Source organism: Lactobacillus helsingborgensis, assembly GCF_000970855.1.
In the GTDB taxonomy this organism is placed as follows: Bacteria; Bacillota; Bacilli; order Lactobacillales; family Lactobacillaceae; genus Lactobacillus; species Lactobacillus helsingborgensis.
Genome location: NZ_KQ034047.1, coordinates 308,245 through 329,978 on the forward strand (window position 1 = coordinate 308,245; position 21,734 = coordinate 329,978).

General features: G+C 38.6%; 17 protein-coding genes and 1 pseudogene. 7 read left to right on the forward strand and 11 right to left on the reverse strand.

Features of this window, described 5'->3' with window-relative positions:
* Positions 1-5: 5 nt before the first annotated feature.
* From pfkB to JF73_RS07345, 4 genes are all read right to left on the reverse strand, one after another.
* Positions 6-920 carry a 1-phosphofructokinase gene (gene pfkB, locus JF73_RS07330; RefSeq protein WP_046327623.1) on the reverse strand — a complete coding sequence of 305 codons (915 nt, stop codon included), beginning with the start codon at positions 918-920 and terminating at the stop codon, positions 6-8.
* Complete coding sequence (locus JF73_RS07335) at positions 920-1,675, reverse strand: DeoR/GlpR family DNA-binding transcription regulator (protein WP_046327624.1); 756 nt, start codon at positions 1,673-1,675, stop codon at positions 920-922. The genes pfkB and JF73_RS07335 overlap by 1 nt, the downstream gene beginning before the upstream one ends.
* 243 nt (positions 1,676-1,918) lie before the next feature.
* Positions 1,919-3,304, reverse strand: coding sequence for an MDR family MFS transporter (locus tag JF73_RS07340; protein ID WP_046327625.1), 1,386 nt, complete (start codon positions 3,302-3,304; stop codon positions 1,919-1,921).
* A gap of 47 nt (positions 3,305-3,351) precedes the next feature.
* Entirely contained in the window at positions 3,352-3,801 is a 450-nt protein-coding gene (locus tag JF73_RS07345) for a MarR family winged helix-turn-helix transcriptional regulator (RefSeq protein ID WP_046327627.1), read from the reverse strand.
* A gap of 166 nt (positions 3,802-3,967) precedes the next feature.
* On the opposite strand from JF73_RS07345, the gene JF73_RS07350 reads away from it, so the two are divergent.
* Positions 3,968-5,323 (forward strand): threonine/serine exporter family protein, encoded by a 1,356-nt coding sequence (locus JF73_RS07350; protein ID WP_046327629.1) that lies wholly within the window; start codon positions 3,968-3,970, stop codon positions 5,321-5,323.
* A gap of 189 nt (positions 5,324-5,512) precedes the next feature.
* Positions 5,513-6,532, forward strand: a complete 1,020-nt coding sequence (add, locus tag JF73_RS07355; protein ID WP_046327630.1) for an adenosine deaminase — start codon at positions 5,513-5,515, stop codon at positions 6,530-6,532.
* A gap of 92 nt (positions 6,533-6,624) precedes the next feature.
* On the opposite strand, the gene vprA is transcribed toward add, so the two are convergent.
* The 6 genes from vprA to JF73_RS07385 all read right to left on the reverse strand — a co-directional run bounded on the left by vprA (position 6,625) and on the right by JF73_RS07385 (position 15,823).
* Positions 6,625-8,070, reverse strand: a complete 1,446-nt coding sequence (gene vprA / locus JF73_RS07360) for a vinyl phenol reductase (RefSeq protein WP_046327632.1) — start codon at positions 8,068-8,070, stop codon at positions 6,625-6,627.
* A 63-nt stretch (positions 8,071-8,133) separates the two neighbouring features.
* Positions 8,134-9,999, reverse strand: coding sequence for an FAD-dependent oxidoreductase (locus JF73_RS07365; protein WP_046327633.1), 1,866 nt, complete (start codon positions 9,997-9,999; stop codon positions 8,134-8,136).
* Positions 10,000-10,018: 19 nt separating this feature from the next.
* Positions 10,019-11,236, reverse strand: a complete 1,218-nt coding sequence (locus JF73_RS07370) for an MFS transporter (protein ID WP_046327634.1) — start codon at positions 11,234-11,236, stop codon at positions 10,019-10,021.
* 29 nt (positions 11,237-11,265) lie between these two features.
* Positions 11,266-12,750, reverse strand: coding sequence for an FAD-dependent oxidoreductase (locus tag JF73_RS07375; RefSeq protein WP_046327635.1), 1,485 nt, complete (start codon positions 12,748-12,750; stop codon positions 11,266-11,268).
* Positions 12,751-12,961: 211 nt separating this feature from the next.
* Positions 12,962-13,867 (reverse strand): LysR family transcriptional regulator, encoded by a 906-nt coding sequence (locus JF73_RS07380; protein ID WP_046327636.1) that lies wholly within the window; start codon positions 13,865-13,867, stop codon positions 12,962-12,964.
* A gap of 150 nt (positions 13,868-14,017) precedes the next feature.
* Complete coding sequence (locus JF73_RS07385; RefSeq protein ID WP_046327637.1) at positions 14,018-15,823, reverse strand: FAD-binding protein; 1,806 nt, start codon at positions 15,821-15,823, stop codon at positions 14,018-14,020.
* 203 nt (positions 15,824-16,026) lie between these two features.
* On the opposite strand from JF73_RS07385, the gene JF73_RS07390 reads away from it, so the two are divergent.
* From JF73_RS07390 to lepA, 5 genes are all read left to right on the forward strand, one after another.
* Complete coding sequence (locus tag JF73_RS07390) at positions 16,027-16,440, forward strand: cupin domain-containing protein (protein WP_046327638.1); 414 nt, start codon at positions 16,027-16,029, stop codon at positions 16,438-16,440.
* Positions 16,441-16,442: 2 nt separating this feature from the next.
* On the forward strand, positions 16,443-16,760 hold the full coding sequence (locus tag JF73_RS07395; RefSeq protein ID WP_046327639.1) for a carboxymuconolactone decarboxylase family protein: 318 nt from the start codon (positions 16,443-16,445) through the stop codon (positions 16,758-16,760).
* Between the two features lie 137 nt (positions 16,761-16,897).
* Complete coding sequence (locus JF73_RS07400; protein WP_038524237.1) at positions 16,898-17,866, forward strand: asparaginase; 969 nt, start codon at positions 16,898-16,900, stop codon at positions 17,864-17,866.
* 109 nt (positions 17,867-17,975) lie between these two features.
* On the forward strand, positions 17,976-18,638 hold the full coding sequence (locus JF73_RS07405) for a TetR/AcrR family transcriptional regulator (RefSeq protein ID WP_046327640.1): 663 nt from the start codon (positions 17,976-17,978) through the stop codon (positions 18,636-18,638).
* Between the two features lies 1 nt (position 18,639).
* Positions 18,640-20,454 carry a translation elongation factor 4 gene (gene lepA, locus JF73_RS07410; protein WP_046327641.1) on the forward strand — a complete coding sequence of 605 codons (1,815 nt, stop codon included), beginning with the start codon at positions 18,640-18,642 and terminating at the stop codon, positions 20,452-20,454.
* Between the two features lie 67 nt (positions 20,455-20,521).
* On the opposite strand, the pseudogene JF73_RS09980 reads toward lepA, so the two are convergent.
* Positions 20,522-21,717: pseudogene (locus tag JF73_RS09980) on the reverse strand (MFS transporter).
* Positions 21,718-21,734 lie beyond the last annotated feature (17 nt).

The window sequence follows — 21,734 nt, forward strand, 5'->3', positions numbered from 1 at the left end:
TCAAATTACGAAATTTCTTCAACATTAATTTGCGGCAAAACCGCATCAATCTGACTTTTAACTGCAATATCCTTAGTAAAGGCTGTGGCAGCACCGCAGGCCATACCAATACGGAAGCTTTGAGCCGGGTCCTTTGTTTTTACATAAGTACCAACAAAGCCAGCTATCATTGAGTCACCTGCTCCAACAGAATTAACTGCAGTTCCAACAGCCGCTTTGGCATGATAAAAATGTTTTGGCGTAATCAGATACCCACCTTTACCAGCCATGGAGACCATAACATTTTGCGCGCCCATGTCAAGCAATTTGCGTGCGCACTCAAGCATCTCTTTATCTGAAGCAAAAGTGGTATTAAACAGATCGGCCAGCTCATGATGATTGGGTTTAATTACCAACGGCTTATAGCTCAAAGTATCAAGCAAAGCTTGACCAGTGGTATCAATTACAAAGTCTGCTCCTGCTTTCTTAATAGTAGGCAAAAGTTCTTTGTAAAAATCTACTGGCAAACTAGGAGCTAACGAACCGCTTAAAACGACAATATCGCCCTTTTGTAAATCGCTAAGATGAGCTTTAAAAGCAGTTATTTCTTGAGCAGTAATATTCGGCCCAGCTGCATTAATTTCAGATTCTTCTTCAGCATGAACTTTTACATTAACACGAGTCACATCAGAAATGGTCACAAAATCATTAACAATGTGCCGCTGATTAAGTTGACGTACCAGCTCTTTACCAGTAAAACCACCGACAAAACCCCAGGCTGTATTGTCAATATCCAGCTGATTAAGAATTTGGGAAACATTAATTCCCTTACCACCAGCTAGAAACGAGCAGTTGTCTGCGCGATTAACTTCACCACGGTTAACCTGTTTTAATTGAATTACGTAATCCAAAGCCGGATTAACTGTAACCGTATAAATCATTAGCAAATCTCCTTCAAATTAATTTTGGCTGGCAGTAGTTCTTTGTCTTTTGCGCTTAATGCGGTAGTAACGATGGTAACATCCCCAGCTTGTGCAAAAGTCGCAAAACTGCGCTCCCCAATTTTAGAAGTATCGGTCAAAATGTATGCCTGATCGGCCTGAGTAATTTCAATTTTTTTAATAGCTGCTTCTTCAGTATCGGGCGTGGTCAAATTGCCGTTAGAGTCAAGTCCGTTAGTCCCAACAAAACTGGCGGAAAAATTCATTTCCTGCAGTTGCTTTAGAGCTGTTTGACCCACTACAGCGTGCGTATTTTCCTTAATACGTCCACCTAAAAGAATAGCTTCAATCCCATGATTAAGAGCACATAGTGCTGTTTCTAAACCATTAGTAACAATCGTCACTCCTGGAATCAGAGCAATAAAAGGAACCATCTCATACGTTGTCGTACCTGCATCAATAAAAATGTAATCATCTTTATGGACAAAGTTTTTAGCAGCATATTGAGCAATTAGCTTTTTATCACTATGATTCATAGAAAAACGAATGTGTTGTGATACATCATGGGTAAAGCTTTTAACTGATTGCGCGCCACCATGCACTCTTTTGATTAAGCCTTGTTCTTCCATCTGATTAAGATCACGCCTAATCGTTGATTCAGATGTTGAAGTCATTGAGCAAAGATCACTCACTCGGCACAGTCCATGCTGGTTCACGTAGTCTTCAATTACTTTTTGTCTCTCTGGCGTTAACATACATTTAACCTCCAGACAGTATTTTATGCGGTTTAATAATTAAAAGCAATCATTTTCAATCATAACTTGTCATTTTCTTGCAAAAGCGAGCAAACTTAACATTTATTAGCCATATAAATTAAAAAAGACAACTGATAATTCAAGTTTAACTAATACTGAATTATTAGTTGACAATACTTAAAAACAAGCAATAATGCAATCTTAACTAGTTTTGCCCTATTAGTGGTTAATTCAACAAATTTTTTAATTTTCTTTTTCAGACAAGAATAAAGAACCCAAAAATCCAATTATTGCAAAAGTCAGCATTAGGATAAAACCCCAGCGATAACCAACTGTCAAATTTGTAGTCTTAGCATTTGAAACACCATTTGCACACAAGCTAATTACTAACATTGATAACGCAGTTCCGAGTGAGCCACCAATTTGTCTTACTGTAGAGGAACCTGCATTAGCATGTGCAGTCATTTGAGGTTCTACCACATTAATACCTGCAGTAAACGTGGTCATCATGGTAAAAGATATGCCTACCATACGTATGGCATAACACAGACTAATTAAAACTAAACTGGTTTTACTATTAAAAACAGTCATTGGGAAAGTACCCAATAAAAGCATAGAAAATCCGAAAAGTGCTAATTTTTTAATGCCAAATTTATCAAATAAAGAACCTGAAACTGGATTGCAAACGATCATTAACAATGCTCCTGGCATCATTACTAAACCAGAAGTTAATGCGCTTTCTTGTCTAGTAGTTTGTAAATACAAAGGTAGCACCAATTCAATCCCTACCATTGAAATATTGCTGATAGTGCTCAATAAAGTACACAAGTCAAATTTTAGATTATGAAAAACACGAATATTAAGCAAAGGATTTTTCATACGCAACTGACGACGACAAAATAACAAAATAATTAGTGTACCAATTGTAAAGAACGCAGCTATTGCAATTGTAATTTTGCCAGTGTTCCCAATATCAGACAGGGAATACAAGATTAAACCAAAGCCAAAAAAAGACCCAACAAATGATACTAGGTCTGTGGTGCTTTTACGAGGTTCAGTGATGTTTTGAATACTAAAAACTGCACAAATGGCAACTATACCACTGGCAATACTTAAAATGATAAAAAGCATTTGCCAGTCTGCATACCTTAAGATTAATCCTGAAATTGTGGGGCCAACAGCTGGTCCAAAACCAATTACTAAGCCAGTGATTCCCATCGCCATACCTCTTTTTTCAGGAGGAAACATAAGCAAAATGACATTTTGAATAAAAGGCATTAAACTACCAGCCGCAACTGCTTCAATAATTCTGCCTAACAGCAACACTGGAAAATTAGGCGCAAAAACACAAATAAGTGAACCTGCTAAAAAAATTAGCATCATTGTTAAAAAGTTTTGTCTTAAATTAAATGATTCAAAGATCCACGCTGACATGGGAATCATTAGCCCTACGACCAATAAATAAGAAGTAGTAAGCCATTGAGCAGTAGCCTGATTAACTTTAAAAATAGTCATTATTGTTGGCAGAGCATTATTAAGAAAAGTTTCGGCCAACAGCGAAACAAATGCTCCAAATAGTAAAACAGCCATCATTAAAGTTCTTTTTTTACTAGAAATATTTTTAATCATTTTTATCCTTTCATTATTGTAGCATGCTACACTTTTGCTAATGATAATTAAAAGTTAGCCGAAATCTTGCTCAGAACTTGTTCCAATTCTGAAATTTCACGATCTGATAAACCTTTAGTAATGCGAGTATTAACATTAGTCATAATCGAACGAATCTTGACAATATTTTTGTCAATTAAATTAAAACCTTTATCCGAAAGCTTCAAAACAATTTGCCTTTGATCATTTTCTAAACGCGAAGTAGCAATTAACTTATTTGCTTCTAAGCGTTTAACTATTCCTCTAATTGTAGGATGACTCAGCACAAAAGCATCTGCCACTTCTTTTTGGGTGATTTGTCGCGCTTTTGATTCATATAAATAAATCATCAAAGAAATTTGGGCACCTGTTAAAGAATAATCTCTAAAGATTTCTGCAAACTGCTTGTTTAATTCCTTTTCAATCAAAGTATTTGCAATTTTAATTTTGGGACCAATTCGATTTAAAAAAGCTGTCATACTATTTCCTTTTGTCACAAACCGTAATACTATTGTTTTATCATACTGTAGTATACTACACTTTTTGATGATTAACATGATTTTAAAAACGAATCCTACAAAATTGACCCAACCATGTGTATGGTAAAATTAAAATATTATAAAAAGAAAGGTGATCAATTCAATTATGAAAAACAGCCAGTCTCCAGCATCATATCCGAAGATTTCTAATAAACACCACATGAGAATTCACTGGAAACAATTTTTCAAAAGTCCAGATGATACTTTAGTCAAAGATATCACCTTAGTAGAAAAAGGATCTTTAGTCGGCAGAATTGGCATAATGCTACTTCAATGTGGTACTGGGGCTTGGCGCGTACGGGATTCTATGAATACCATTGCACGTGCACTTAAAATCACTTGTTCAGCAGACATTGGTCTAGTAAATATTAGTTATACCTGTTTCGACGTTGACAACAAGTCTTACTCACAAACCCTTTCCTTACCGGCTACGGAAGTAAATATGAACAAGCTTAATGAAATGGAAGAATTTGTCAGAAAATTTGAAACTGAAAATGATTATTGGACAATTGGTGCAGTTCACCACCAGTTGAATCAAATTGAGCGCCATACTCAAAATTATCCTTTAATCATTTCTGCCTTGAGTGCCGGCTTAGCCTGTGCCAGTTTTATTTTTCTCCTTGGTGGTGGAATACCGGAAATGTTATGTACATTTTTTGGAGCGCTCATTGGTAACTACCTGCAGCAATTATTAGGACAGAAAAAAATCACTCTAGTTGCCAAAATAACTGTTGGTGTGGCTATTTCCTGCGCGGTCTACTTCATCTGCTTTAAAGTAGGGACAATACTTTGTGGTTGGGGAAATAATCATGCGTATGGCTACATTGGGTCAATGCTTTATGTCATACCCGGATTTCCCTTTATTACTTCTGGTCTTGATATGTCAAAACTTGATATGCGATCAGGGCTGGAGAGACTAGCCTACGCAATACTTGTTGTCATGATTGCATCAATGGTGGGCTGGGGTACGGCTACTATGCTCAACTTATCACCCGGTACAATGCCTAAAATTGCTCTTAGTCCAGTGCTATTAACAACTTTAAGAATGATCGCCAGTTTCTGTGGTGTTTTTGGCTTTTCAATCTTGTTTAATGCTAAAGTATCAATGGCGACTGTAGCAGCAGTTATTGGAGCGTTGGCAAATACATTGCGTTTAAGTCTAGTTGAATTTAATCATGTTCCGGCCGCCTTAGCAGCATTCATCGGAGCATTGTTAGCAGGACTAATTGCCAGTTTTGTCCGTGATAAAGTTGGTTTCCCTCGTATTGCAATCACTGTACCTGCAATCGTCATAATGGTTCCCGGTTTATACATGTATCGTGCTGTCTTTAATTTTGGTATTACTAACATTAATGTTGGTGCTTATTGGATTATGGATGCTTTAATGATTATTACTGCCCTGCCAATCGGTTTACTAACCGCTCGGATTTTAACAGATGCAAAGTGGCGGCATGCAGATTAAGTTTATTCAAGGATGATTCTTTTTACCTAGCTATATTTTTAGTTAGGTATTTTATTTGCACTCAGTTATTATAGGAACGTATATTTTAATTTACTTAAATTTGTTCGTATTTTACTCTATTTTTATGATAAAAATTATGCTAAACTAAGATAATAGTTTAAAAATAAGAACATTATTAAGGAGGATTATATGAGTTCAGTCGTTACACCAGAATTTACCCGTGGCTTGCCTAAAGCCGAATTGCACTTGCATATTGAAGGCACTTTAGAGCCAGAACTGAAGCTAAAGTTAGCTAAACGCAATCATGTCGATATAGGTCAAACGACCATTGCCGATGTCCAAAAAACATATAATTATCATGACTTAGCATCATTTTTAGCTGTGTATTATCCAGCAATGAATGTTTTACAAACTGAAGAAGACTTTTACGACTTGGCTTGGGACTACTTAACTAAGGCAGCTGCCAATAATGTACGGCATGTTGAACTCTTTTTTGATCCCCAAGCCCATACTAGCCGTGGCATCCCCTTTGAAGTTGTTCTAAATGGACTTTATCAAGCTACAGTTGATGCCCGTGCTTTAAATGTCGATGCTCATCTGATCATGTGCTTTTTACGTGATTTTTCAAAGGAATCAGCTAGAAAAACACTGCAGGAAGGTCTGAAATACCGGGATAAAATTATTGGCATTGGACTTGATTCTGATGAACATAATAATCCTCCGCTAAAATTTGCCCGTCAATTTGAAGAAGCAGCTTCTGCTGGACTTCATATCACCACTCACTGTGATATTGATCAAAAAGATTCAATCGAACATATCCGTCAGGCATTAGAAATAATGGAAGTTGAACGTCTTGATCACGGTACCAACATTGTGGAAGATCCAGATTTGGTAGAATTAGCAGCCAAAAGAAAGATCGGCTTAACGTCTTGCCCACTGTCTAATAGCTTTGTATCACCAGAGATGAAAGGTCAAGAGGTTATTGAGCTATTAAATGCCGGTGTCAAAGTATCTATTAACTCGGATGACCCTGCCTATTTTAAGGGCTATATTAGTGACAATTACTATGCTCTAGCACAAAAATATGATCTTACCAAAGACCAAATAGTGCAGCTTGCTAAGAATTCTTTTGAAACTTCTTGGATAAGCCAACGTCAAAAACAATTATATTTAGATGAAATTGATCACTTTGTAACAGCAAACGCATAATTTAAAATTTACACAAAAAGGCCAGCTCATATTAAATGAGTTGGCTTTTTCGCTGGTATAATGTTTTATTTTGAAATTATTTTTTTACTATTTTATTTATGAGCTGCAATTGCTTTAATTGCGTTGCGTCCAGAAAAGATGCAATATCCTGCATGCGTGCCAGGAATATTAACACCATAGGTGTCACCATATAAAACGGCTGAACCATCGCCACCAATAGCATACAAGCCCTTAATTGGTCTACCTTTAGTATCCAATACTTCATTATTAGTGTTAACCCGCAGACCGTCACCGGTAGTATAGGCCCCAACGCCTAATTCAATTGCGTAAAATGGACCATCACCATCAACTGGCAACATGTATTTAGCCGGCTTATGGAAATCAGTATCTTCACCGTTGGCAGCCATTTCATTATAGTGTTTGACATAATCAACTAAGTTAGGAGTTTCAATTTCTTGAGCCAATTCTTCCAGCGTTGCAGCTTTATGCAGGTATTCGCGACCTTCTTTTTCAGCTTTGGCAATATCATCACGCAAAGTTGGGTATCTGTCTTCCGGAACAAACGGTTTCATAGACCTTGGATATGACTTATCAGTAAAGTCATCCAAAATCTTTTGGCTAAAGATACAGAAAACCCGGTCTTGACGGTTCATTGAGTTGCCTTCGTTTGCCCAGTTCACTACAGCTGCGCTTTCATCGACAAAACGTTCACCGAGCTCATTGACCCACATTTGTGGTTGATCACAAACTGAACTCCAGATGGCTGTGCCCCAGAGCTTGAATGAAGGGACAGTCTTATCTTTCAATTGGCCGCCAAACATCATCGCCATTCCCGTAAAGTACTTCTTAGCGCCCAACTTCCAGGCCAATCTCAAACCGTCTCCCGTATTTTTACCAGAGTTAACTGGGATAATGTTATCAGGATTTTGGTGTGGTGTATTTTCTAATAATTTTTGATCATTTAAGTATCCACCTGTTGCCAAAACAACGTTTTTGGCATTAACCACTTTCGTCACTTTTTCAATGACGTCAGTTAAAGTAACATCATAAGTGCCGTCTGCATTTTTCTTTAAGTCAGTCACTCTCGTTAATGTGGCAATGGTTATGCCCTTCTTTTTAGCATACGGTTCCAGGCCATTATGAATAGCATCATGCCCCCTGCCTTTAAACAAATGCCAAGTTCTAGCACCAGAACCCAAATTGGCAACCATTCCAATTTCAGCGCCATGGTCCTCAAGCCAAGAAACATTTTTACCAGCATTTGCAATATACTTTTGCCACATTTTGCCGTCAGCCTTGTAATGCGAATAAGTTAATTCCTCTTTAAGTAATTCTTCCTTATTAAGTGTGGCATTATCCTTTTTTTGCAATTCAGAGTCGGCGGCAAAAACACCTTCTACATAATTGCCAGTTCCGCCAGTCGTTTTACCTTTTTCAACCAGCAAAGTCTTTAGGTTATTGTCAACAGCTTCATCTGCAGCGGCAAAGCCGGCAAGACCTGCTCCCACAATGACTACATCATATTTTTCTTGTGTCATAATCTATTCCTCAAATTAAAGCTATGCTGTTATTTTTCTTACATAGTCTTGAACATATCTATTCTATTTTCCAGCTTTGGCAGTTTCAGCCGCATCAATTCCGGCCAGTCTACCCGAAATATAAGCAAATCCTAAAGTACCACCTTCAAAATCGACATATGCTTTGCCATACATGCCAGAAGCATCTGCACCTGCTACGTACAGGTTAGGTACAGGTTCACCATTTGGTGCTAATGCGTGCATTTTTTCATCAATTGTTGCTCCGCCAAGGGTACCGAGGTTGCGGGCAATAAACTTAACGGCATAAAATGGACCCTGCTCTACCGGTATCATTCTCTTGGTATCTGAGAAGAAGAGATCATCCTCACCTTTCTTCTTAGCATCATTGTATTGCGCAACTGATTTTTGCAAATTAGATTTGTCTACACCCATTTTTTCAGCTAATTCAGCAATTGTATCTGCAATAAATACCACATTGGTTGATGCAAGCTTATTTAAAAGTGCAGTAAAATCTGTCTTTTCGTGTTCATGCTTGATGTTTTCAGCAGTATCAGTTGGGAAATTAAATTCCATGTAAAATTCACGGTGGTTCTTCCACTTGCCATAGTGATCTTCGATTGCGACAGTTCCGCCTTCTTTGATCTTATCCAGCATTGCCTGATCTAAGATGACAAATTCTGTTTGTTGCGGTTGTTCTGATAATTCAGCACCGTGTACGGCAAAGTCTAAGGCGTGTGTTTCACTAGCATAACGTTGACCGCGATTATTTACGCGCAAGTTAGGGAAGTTTGACAAAGCGTTAACAGGCATCCAATTTGGACCAACAAGTTTTGCCATGTCACCAACGTCTTTATTACTGAAAGTTTGCCAGAAGTAGTGCGTTGAGCCGTTAATATGGTGAGCAGTACCAGCGTCCCAAGCCATGTTCAAGCCGTCACCAGTGTTTTGTAAAACCTGTCCTTGTGTGTTGACATCGCCCAAATATTTTTTACGCATTTCAGGATTGCCGCCAAAGCCACCAGTAGCAATGACAACTTTTTTAGCATTAACATGTAGTGATTTGTCATCACCTTCGGCAATTAAGCCGGTAACTTTGCCTGCATCATCTTGCAGTAATTTTTTACCAGCAAAACCGAAGTACATCTTGCCACCGATTGACTTGAATTTTTCAATCAATTTAGTTACTGCCTTAGTGCCGCCTTCTTGATAACCATGAAGAGTAGCCGGCATGCCAATGTGATCGTAACTGCCACCAGTACCAGCGTCAACTAATTTCATAATAGCGCCGTTTTCATTTAACCAATCAACAGTCTTTCCTGATTCGTCAATAATGCGGCGAACCAAAATTGAATTCATATAGCCTTGAGAAGCATCCATGTATTCGTCATAAAGCCACTTCTTGGAAACCACTGCATCTTGGTCTTTTTGTTGTTGACTATCTCCGGCAAACATACCACCGGCAAAAGTACTTGCACCGAGTGGTGAAATGGTCTTTTCAAATAAAGCAACGCTTGCGCCATGTTGACGAGCAGCTAAAGCAGCTGCCACGCCGGCACCACCGGCACCGACTACAGCAACATCAACATTGATTGTTTCTTCTTTCTTGCCAGCGGTTTGTCCACCATTTTCTTTCAGAGCGTTGAAGTCAACTCCTGCTTTATTCAGAGCCTCTTTGACTCCTTCAATGATACCGCGTGAAGTTTCAGATGCACCAGAAACCACATCAACATCAACTGATTGTTGGTCAACAATCTTTTGCGCCATTTTCTTAAATGCGTTATCAGCTAAGCTGTCGGGCGCATATTTATCTAGTGGTTTAACGTTAACGATTTTATCCGTGTCAACCTCAACTTCAAGGTTAATCCGGCTCTCTTTACCTTGACCTGAGCCGGTATATTTACCTGGATTTGTAGTTATCTTTTTTGCCATATCTAATAATTCCTTTCATTTATTTGCGTGGGCGACCACCGTTTGCGTCTGGTAAGATTCCAATGATAATAGCGGTGATTGCGAAGAACATGCCTTGAATAATAAAGGTCATTTCATAGTTTCTACCTGCAATTAAACCAATTACAGTTGGAAGACATGACGAAAGAAGCAGTGAAACTGTACTTACAAGTCCTCCGGCACTACCGGCATATTTAGGACCAACTTCAGGGAACTGAATTGGCATTGAGTTCATAATTGGGCCGGTCATAGCACCGAACAAACCACCAAGAATTAAAGCAATAGTTAGCGGCAATCCCAAAGGTATATACCATGTAAGTGCCATTAAGCCACCACCAATCAAAGTAAAGACAATCATCACTGGCTTAGCTTTTTTAGCCTTATTGATAAGACCTGGTCCAAATAAAGAACCACATAAGCTACCAATAGTAGCAATAGCAGCTATCATACTACCTGCAGCAGGTGTCATACCACGAGCGGCAAATGCTTGAGGCAAAATGCCTGAAAAACTTTCACTAGCAGCAACACCTAAACCACCAGCAAGACCAACTAACCAAGTTTTCCCACTACGAGCTACAACTTTAAAGTATTTCATTGCTGATTCAGGTTTAGCTTGTTGAGCCTGTGCTGGCGGAATTTCTTCACCTTCAGGTTTTTCTTTAACAAACAAAATCCAGCAAACAGTTAAGATTAATAACAATGTAGATGAGAAAATGTAAGCTGCCTTAACACTTGGGAACATGTGAGAAGTTAATTGTGTTAGCATGATACCAATACTTGCTGATGCGAAAAATACACCCATGGCTAGTTTAGTATCCTGCTTAAACCAAGACCCAAAAATTTTCAGTGCGTTGGCGTTCAAAAGAGCCATGTAAACACCAAAAAGTAATAGCATAATCATCATCGTAGCAAAATTAGTAGCGAATAAACGACCATAAGCGCCTATTATTGAAACAAAGCAACCAACACTGACAATTTTCTTAGCACCATATTTGTCTCCAAGTGAGCCAGCAGGAATGCTCAGAAAAACAGCAATAAACATTGGCGCCATGAGCAAACTCTGAAATTGCGCCGGTGCAATATGTAAAGCCGGCATGACTTGGGTTGCCAAAGCAGAAATCTGATATTGGATATAACTGCTAGTGGCATCCATCAAAGAGATGATGGCTAAAATTACCCACCTATAACTTGAAAGTTTAGGTAACTGTTTTTGATCCATAATTTTATAAAGCTCCTTTTAAATAAAAACTAATTTTCAGCAGCGTTTTGTCCCGCTAAACGACCAAATGTTTGAGCGTGACTGCAAGTGAGACCTGGAACACGATCTGGGTAACTACCCCAGAAGAACCCGCCACTGGCGTTACCAGCCGCATACAAATGAGGAATTGGCTGACCCTTCTTGTCAATGACTTCCATCTTAGGATTAATGCGTAACCCATCAAGCGTTGCCAGAAGTCGTCCGCCCATAATGACACCGTAATATGGCGGCTTATCAACTGGGAACAATCTGAACTTTTCTTTACCGAAATCAGTATCAACGCCTGTGGCACACATTTCGTTATAACGTTTAACACTGTTAACTAAATTATCTTTTGGCAAATCTAGTTTTTCAGCTAATTCTTCAATGGTATCTGCTTTTTGCACCATGCCATCATCAATTCTGCGTTGAATTTCAGCCTTGTTTTGTTCAGTATTGTAAATACCAGGCCAGCCCAAACGAGAGCAACCTTGAGTCCTAAATTGTGCCAAGTGATCCATAGTATCTTCTGACCAAATTTGTGCTTCCAAATAGCCAGGCTGTTTAGCCATAGCGTTAATATCAAATTGATAAGGAACACTCTCGTTGCCAAAACGTTCACCGTTCAGGTTAACTTTAAGCATAGGATAGGCACCCATCCAGAAATAGCCGGGACCCTTAAAGTCAATTTGATAATGTTCTTCAGCATTGGTGCCAACCGGAACAGCACCACGGTCAAAAATGATTTCAGCTGGTTCTTCGTCACGGGCAGCCCCCACTTTAAGTCCTGCCAGAATACCGGAACCATCATCACGCGGACCATCTGAATAAACATTCTTCTTGTAGCCGAGCGGATCCCATTTCTTCATTAGCTCAACGTTGCCACCGTAGCCACCAGTACAAATAATGACACCCTTGTTAGCTTTATATTCTGTTTTTTCACCACTTGAGCGATCACTGGTAATCACACCGGTTACTGCACCACTATCATCTGTAACCAGTTCTTCAAGTTTAGTGTTGTATTTCAGGGTAACTCCTAATTCTTTGACTTTATCAATTACCCAGTCACCATAATGAGCCCAGCCATTATCAGGTGTAGCAATTGCAAGTTCAGTATTAAAAGCGGTGTTAACGACTGTTTCATAGTGAGCATCCTTTTGCGGTCTTAAGACACCGCCATTAGGCTTCAAGATATTATCTTCCAGCCAGTTAGCTGTTTCATCTGCGTGGTTTGCCCAGGTCCAAAGTAGACGCTCATCAACGTTGTCCTGGAAAAATAAGGTCAAGAAGTTCATTAATTTGGCTTTATCAACCTTTATCCCAGCCCGCTTTTGAGCATTGCTGTTTAAAGCGGCAAAGAAAGACCGGTACAGAAATTGTGAACTGCCCTGTTTATCAATTAACAGGACTTTAGCTCCTTTTTCTGCCGCTGCACATGCTGCCATACCACCGGAGTTGCTGGCACCAGCGATAATTACATCATACGTATTTTCCATTTTTATCCCTCACTTTTAAATAAAACCTTTAACCGCTTTCATAATACTATGAAAGAGGGAAATCTCTGCACGCATTTAAGAATTGAGGATTACCAAATGGAATACATAACAATATCTTCAACATAAATATGCAATAAAAAATACTTGCAATATTAGCAAAGTCGCCTTTACTGCAAGTATTTTTAAATAACAATAATTTTAATTGATAAAATTAATTTTTATCTGGAGCAAACTCTTTGATTGTTTCTCTTAAAATGCTAACAACCTTTTTTAACACTGATTCATTGGTAAATGACTCCATATAAGCAATGCCATAAGGTGAAATATCATGATAATCAATTGGAATGTACGTAACTTCTTTTGCACTGCCATCAACAATGAAATTAGGTAATACGCCGTAACCCCAACCGGCTTTAACATAAATATCCATTGCTAAAAAATCTTGCACAAATTTAATGTGATCCATTCCCATATTATTAATCAGAATGTCCTGATACCTCATCTGGACATTTAAGGAACTATTAGGATCCAATAAAAAGATATTGGTATCTTTGAGATCTTTTAAAGATATTAAACTTTTTTCAGCTAGCGGCGAACCTTTAGGGCAAGCTAGCACAAACTGCCCTTTAATCAGCGGTTTAAACTTTACGTCAGCTACTACATTAACATCGTCCCGGGCAATAGCGCACAAGTCTACATGATGATTAAGCAGTTCTCCGATAGAATTGTTAAGTACAAAAATAAACTGCACATTAAGGTTACTACCAGACTCTCTCAATTTTCTTAAAAAGATTGGCAAAATTTTTTGTTCCAAAGGTGTATCACAAACACCTATCCGTAAAAGAGTCTCAGGATCATTTTTCTGGCTCTGCAAATAAGCAACCGTATAATCCATATCATCCACAACATTGCGTGCAACATGATAGAAGTGTTTACCGGCACTGGTTAACGAAATACGATGATGCGCACGGTTAATTAAAGTGACACCGATAGTATTCTCAAGGTCCTTAATATTTTTAGAAACTGCAGACTGGGAAAAATTTAAGCGCTCAGCTGCAATAGTAAAACTGGAATTATCTATTGCCTTGATAAAACAGCGTAATTGAGTAAAATTCATTTTATTACCTCACCAAAAGTAGTAATTGTTACTATGTATATTATACTAAAAAACAGGTAATATAAAAATAGCATTTTAAATCTATATATTTTGTTTTGGCGTATACAAAAGAGCCATTTAATTAAAATGACCCTTTTTATTAACAATAATCTACTTAGCAATTTTACTTAAGGCATCTCTAACAGCGTCTTTGAGACCACGAGACGAGCTTGAAGCACCACTGACTGCATCAACGTCAACGGTATTTGCCTGTACCATTTTTGCAGGCAAAGCCTTGATAGCTTTCAACCCATAGTCGTCTGATTCAGCTTGTTTCAAAACTTCAATATTCTTTAAGTTCTTTTGTTCATCAACAGTTACCCGCACAACTATTTCATCACCCATACCTTTAGTAGATTTACCAATGTACTGGTTTTTCCCTGCTTCATAGGTTTCATGCTTAAGGTCGGAGGTTAAATGCTTTTCATGCATAGTAGCCCCACTTGCTGCATCGGTTGTTTCATCAACTTTGGGCTTAGCCGCATTTTCTCCAGCAATCTTGCCCCAAATCAAACATTCTGCCAAGTTATTGCCGCCTTGGTATTGGTTAGCACAGATACCGCCAAGTTCACCAGCAGAATAAAGGTTAGGGATGGCTTTTCCTCTGGTATCCAAAATTTCCGCATTTTTATTTCTTCTTGGACCACCCTGAGTGTTAAGCATCGTTTGTTCCAGTTTGACGGCATAAATCGTATTACCGGCAAATGTGCGCAAAGTAGCCGGATCCCTTCTAAATTCAGGATCCTCTTGTTCTTGACATGCTTTATTGAAACGATTAAGAGTATCAGACAAAACTGCCGGTTCAACCCCAATTTTTGCAGCTAGTTCTGAAACAGAATCAGCCCGAATGACATTTTCTGTGTATGGCTTGTAATCACCAATAATCTTATCATTATCTAACTCCTGCTTTTTGGTTTCGTCAAAAATTAAGTATGGGTGCTCTTGGTTTAGTGGCACTTTCCACTGACCATGGTTCTTGATGTGACCATGACGATTTTCTTCTGCCTCATTGAAGTATCTAGTACCATCATCTCCTATTACAAAGACACTGCCGCTAGAAACAGCTTTATTTTGTGCTCCCAGCATTAAACGACCACGCTGTCCTTTCGGTACTGCAAAAGCCATACCATGAAGTAGCCCCAAAGACTCAAAGTTGTGCAAATGCCAAAAGTCGGCGCCAACTTCCTGCGCCATTCTCAAACCGTCACCTTTGTTATAAAGAGTACCTAAAGGAGCCAATCTTTTTGCTCCGATGAAGTCTTCAATCATTCTTTGGTTGTTTTCAAAACCACCGGTAGTCATGACGACACCATTTTTAGCTTGAACCTTTAATAGTTTGCCGTCGCGTTTAATGACCACACCGTAGATCTTTTTGCTTTCCGGATCCTGAATTAGTTCTACAGCAGGTGTGCCATATAAAACATCAATTTGGTCTTGCCGCTTAACTACCTGCTCTTTCAAAATTTGCCATAAAGAAGCGTCAAACCAATGTTTAGTAACAGTGGTGAAATCATAAGATTCTGATCCTTCAAACTCAGGAAATTCCCTAAAAGCATAACTTTTATCTGGTGCATATTCTTTAGCACTATTTGGTTTGACACCTAAGTACTGGGAAACATATTGCGGAGTATTAACCATCCCTTGAACATAGGTATCAATCATATCTTCATCAAGTTCCATTGGGGCGGTTAGTTTCTGATAATACTTTTTCAATTCCTTAAAATCATTTCCCGTACCAATTAATTGAGCGGAATAACGAGTATTACCTCCTTCATGTCCTTCTGGAGCAGAATCTACCAGCAGGACCTTAGCGTTATTATCTGCCGCAAACCGGGCGGCAGTGGCACCAGCACCACCAAATCCTAATACAACAACATCATAATTAGCATCCCATGCAAAATTTTTATGATAAATCATGATAGTCTCCTTAATATAAATCGCTTTCATTTAATAAGTTAATTTTATCACATTGTTTCCTATAAAATACGGCAGTCAAAAAACAATTCCTAATTATTAATAAAATTCATATATTGCTATTTTTAACCGGTAGAGCACTTGACTTAAACTGCACATTAAGGATTAAAGTAACAATAATAAATTATAAAAAAGGAGTGTAAAAAATGAACGATCATAAAAGTGATGTGCAAGATGGTATTTTTGCTTTAGGTGAAAAAAATACTGCTTATCAAAAATATTTTAAAGGTCAAAGCTATCTGCAGAGTTTAGTCAGTGATCCTAATATTAATGTCAGCGTTTCAAATGTCAGTTTTGAACCCGGTTGTCGCAACAACTGGCATCAGCATATCGGTGGCTTTCAAATTTTACTGGCTACTGCCGGTGTAGGCTGGTATCAAGAAGAAGGCAAAGCTCCTCGTAAATTGCGCCCTGGTGATGTAGTGGTAGTTCATGACAGTGTTAAACATTGGCATGGCGCAACCAAAGACAGCTGGTTTGCCCACATTGCCATTACTGCTGGAACTCCCAAGTGGCTTGAACCAGTGACAGATGAAGAATATCAGAAATTGGAGGATTAAAAATGAAGAAACAAACTGCTGGCAGAGATAATTTAGGTGATTTTGCTCCTAAATTTGCAGAATTAAATGATGATGTTTTATTTGGTGAAGTTTGGTCAAGAGAAGACAAACTATCTGCACGTGACCGTAGTTTAATTACTTGTGCTGCCTTAATGGCACAAGGGGCTTTTCCCCAGCTCAAGTCACATATGGTTATCGGCAAGAAAAACGGCATTACTAAAGATGAAATAGTTGAATTAATTACCCACCTTGCTTTTTATTGCGGTTGGCCCAAAGCATGGTCTGCGTTCGGTATAGCACAAGAAGTCTTTACGGATTAAAGTTTTTAAGTTAAGACAGCTGGTCTTTTTAACCAGCTTTTTTGTTCCAAAACCGAAAGCCTTTAAGGGTATCTGCACCCTGCAAATTATGCTAACCTTTAGAAGAACAATCAAATAAAAAACAGGAGTAAACTAATATGAGTAAAAAGATTTTAATTTTACACACAGGTGGCACCATCTCAATGTCAGAGGACGAAACAGGGAAAATTAAGCCTAACAGCCAAAACCCTCTGACTGATCTATCTTTAAACGTTAACGATGATGTCCAATTAGTTACTGAGGAAATTTTCAATTTACCTTCACCACACATCACTCCGGCGCGTATGTTGCAGATTTCTTTACGGATACGCCAAGCTGAAGCAGAAGGCTTTTTCGGTGCTGTTGTTACCCACGGCACCGATACTTTAGAAGAAACAGCATTATTTTTAGATTTAACCATCTCCAGCAAAATGCCTGTGGTAGTTACGGGAGCTATGCGTTCTTCAAACGAGATTGGCAGTGACGGTCTGTATAATTTTAAAACTGCAATAATGGTTGCCAGTTCAGATGCTTCTATTGGTAAAGGGGTGGTGGTCGTCATGAACGATGAGATTCATCCTGCCCGCTATGTGACCAAGACCCATACTACCAATGTCGCTACATTTAGGACGGCCACATTTGGTCCGATCGGAATTGTTTCGGAAGGACACGTTAATTATGTCCAAACTATTAATCCACAGCAGCATTTGCCAATTGACCATGTAGTTTCAAATGTCTATTTGGTTAAAGCTTATGCCGGCATGGGACCAGAAATTTTTCAAGCTTTAAATAAACCGACTACTAATGGAATTGTGATTGAAGCTTTAGGAGCCGGCAATATGCCCCCGCAAACACTGCCGGAATTGCAAAAACTGCTTGATAACAATATTCCCCTTGTCCTAGTTTCACGCTGTTTTAATGGTATCGCAGAACCAGTTTATGATTATCAGGGTGGCGGTGTCAGTTTAGCTAAAATGGGCATCATTTTCTGCCGCGGACTAAATGGGCAAAAAGCCAGAATTAAGCTCTTAGTAGGTTTAAGTGCTGGCTTTAAAGGACAACAATTAAAGAAATATATTAATAATTAATTCATATGTAAAACCACCTTCTCTTGAGGTGGTTTTTTCTTGCAAAAATTTGTAATTATTTGTAAAATGACCGTTGGTCATTGTTGAATAAAAGGAGTATAAAATAATTATGTATGTCTTATCTCCCCAAGAAAAAGAAGCTAAAAAACAACTGATTGCGGCGGCTGCCAGCAAATTATTTCAAAAAAATGATTTTAACAAAATATCCATGGCCCGCATTGCCCGCGAATCCGGCGTAGCCAAAGGAACGCTGTTTAATTATTTCAAAACTAAAGAAAGCATCTTCATGTACCTGCTGCTTTCTGGATACCAAGACTATCTAAAAGACGTTCTGCTTCGTTTTCAAGCAGCCGAAAATATTACTACTTGGTCAGCATTTTCTTCTTTTTTACTAGAGCAAAATCATTTGTTAATTAGTAAAAGACCTGATCTCTTACGTCTTAACGCTTTGCGTGGTCCAATTTTAGAAACAGCCGCCGACAAAGAACAAACTTTACTCGGTCGCAAAAAATTATATCAGGTAAATCATCAATTAGGGCAAGCCATTGCTAAGCGCATTAATATCTTAGACGATAAGCAAGCCAGTCACCTTTTCATTATTCAAAGTGCCATCATTAGCGGCTTAATGAATATGATGAACTTGGATGAATTTCACCACGATCAATTGCCCGTAGACTTTAAAGGTTTTCAAATCGACCTTGAACAAGAAGCCAATCAATTAATGCTATTTTATTTACAAGGATTAGCACAAAAACTGGGAGGAGCTAAATAGAATGAAACTTGCTAATATTAGAAATTTTGCCATAATTGCCCATATTGATCACGGCAAATCAACGTTAGCCGACAGAATTATGGAACAAACTGATACTGTCAGCAAAAGACAATTAAGTGACCAACTGCTCGACAGCATGGAAGTAGAACAAGCGCATGGAGTAACCGTTAAATCAAGATCTGTCCGCAATTTTTATCAAGCAGACAATGGTCAGGAATACGAATACAATTTAATCGATACTCCGGGACACGTTGATTTTTCTTACGAAGTTTCTAAAAGTCTGGCTGCCAGTGACGGTGCTATTTTATTAGTTGATGCAACCCAGGGCGTACAAGCACAAACGGTAGCTAATTTACGTTTGGCTTTAAAGCACAATCTGACTATCATTCCAGTGATTAATAAGATTGATAACGCAGCTGCTGACGTAGCGGCAATAGAAGCCCAAATACGTGCACTGCGCCCCGAATTTGCTGATGTGGCTATTTTAAAAATCTCTGCTAAAACCGGCGAAAATGTGCACCAAGTCTTAGAAGCAATTTACCAAAAAATCCCAGCTCCTCAGGGAAACCCAGATGAACCTCTTAAGGCGTTAATTTTTGACTCGCAGTATGATTCTTATCAGGGAATTATTGCGGATGTCAGACTAATTGACGGTCAGCTGCAAAGTGAGCAAAAACTACAGTTAATGCAAGGCGGCAGTATATTTAACGCACAAGCAATAGGAATTTTCACACCCAACATGCAGCCAGTGAAAGCCCTGAATGCTGGAGAAGTTGGTTACGTGGTGACAGGAATTAAAGATGTCGCCAGCGTCCAGGTGGGCGATACCCTAACTGCTGCAGACAATCCGACTAAAAATGCGATTCCGCACTTCAAACCCGCACAATCAATGGTTTATGCTGGTCTTTATCCTAAAGGAAAAACCAGCTATGAGGCGTTAAAGCAGGCTATTAGTAAGTTGGCACTTAATGATTCAGCTTTTCATTACACGCCAGAGCAATCTGAAGCCCTCGATGCCGGTTTTCGTTGCGGCTTTTTAGGCATCTTTCACTTGCAAATTATCCAAGAACGTTTGCGTGATGAATACCACGTGGAAGTGCTGACAACTGCTCCCAACGCCACCTACCATGTTTATCTCAAGCAGCCTGAGCCAAAGCAAGAATACGTCACAATTACCAATCCGGCTAAATTCCCTGATTTTTCCGAAATTGACTACGTCACAGAATCTTACGTTAAAGCAGTAATTACTACGCCCAATGACTATTTGGGTGCAGTCATGAAATTGTGTGACCAGCATTTTGGGGAAATGGTTAATTTAGATAATCAACAAGATTTAGTCACATTAACATATAAACTGCCGGTTTCCGAAATTGCCTATGACTTTTTCAATAGTTTAAAATCAATTACTCATGGTTTTGCGACTCTTGATACTGAATTTCTGGATTATGAACTTGTAGATGTAGTCAAAATTCAAATTCAAATTAACTACGCCGCTGTTGATGCTCTAGATATTATTGTGCCCCGCCAAAAAGCAGATTTGATCGCTCACAAATTAGTTAAAAAATTGAAGTATACTGTGCCGCGGCGCCTGTATCCGATGCCTGTGCAAGCAATGGTGGAAAACAAGTCAATTGCAAGAGTCGACGTGCCGCCTTTGCGCAAGAATGCGGCAGTTAATGGTGAAAAACGGAGTATTTCAAAGAAACAGCAACTTTTGCGGAGACAAAGTCTAAATAAGAGACAAGCTGTTAAAAGTGATATCAAGTTGCCCCAAAGCGTCTTCGATGCTATTTTAAATATTAACGAACCAGATTAAAAACTAAAGCAAACTAAAAGCGTGAAAAACGAGATTTTTCACGCTTTAGTTTATTTAATTCACTTATTTATTTTCTTTTTGCACGGTTAGCATCTGGCAGTGCTAAAACAAAAAATGCTGTTGTGAAGGACAAAGCAGCTTGAATCATAAATGTTAAGGCATAATTTTGTCCGGCAATTGAAGAAATCACAACTGGTAAAATATAAGATAGTAAAGTAGATGTCATACCAACAATACCACCAGCGCTACCAGCATATTTAGGTCCTATTTCGGGAAATGAAATAATCATTGACTGCAAAATTGGACCAGCTGAAGCACCAAACAATCCACCAAGTACTAGGTCTATAACTAAAAGACCACTACCGGATAAGTATGCGACCATGAACATCGCTAATGCCGAAATGGTCACAAAGACTACCATTATTGGCTTAGCTTTTTTCATCTTGCCAATAATTGCAGGCCCTAACATTGCCCCAATCAGACTACCAATTTCTGCAGCAGATGCAATTGCATTAGCTCCGGCTGGTGTCATTGCTTTGCCATTAATTAAAGCTTGTGGCAAAATCCCTGTAAATGACATTGAAGCAGCTTGACCAATACCACCGGCAATCGCAACTAACCAAGTCTTTTTACTTTTAACAGCAATATTGATATATTTTGTTACTGGTTCTGAAGGAGGAACTTTTTCTCCTTTAGGGGCGTCTTTAATAAAAAGGACCCAACAAATTGACAAAACAAGTAGCAGTGTTGAGGAAACATATAAGCTGCCTTAACACTAGAGAATAACGGTCCCGTTAATTGTGAAAGAATAATTCCAATGCTGGCTGAAGCAAAGAACATGCCCATTGCTAAATTAGTATCTTGTTTAAACCAAATACCAAAAATTTTAATTGTATTGGTACTTAAAATTGACATATAAACGCCAAACAACAACAGCATAACCATCATCATAGCAAAATTAGTTGCTATTAAACGACCATAGGCACCAATAATTGAAATAATGCATCCTACAGTTACAACCTTTTTAGCACCAAATTTATCTGCCAAAGATCCTGCTGGTAAACTTAAAACTACAGCCACCAACATGGGAGCCATTAGCAAACTTGAAAATTGAGCAGTTGAAATGTGTAAAGCTGGCATAATTTGTGTTGCCAGTACAGAAACCTGAAATTGAATATAGTTACTAGCCACGTCCATTAAGCATACTATTGCTAGAATAACCCAACGATAACTTGAAAGACGAGGCATTTGTTTTTCTTCCATATTTACTTTCTCCTTCT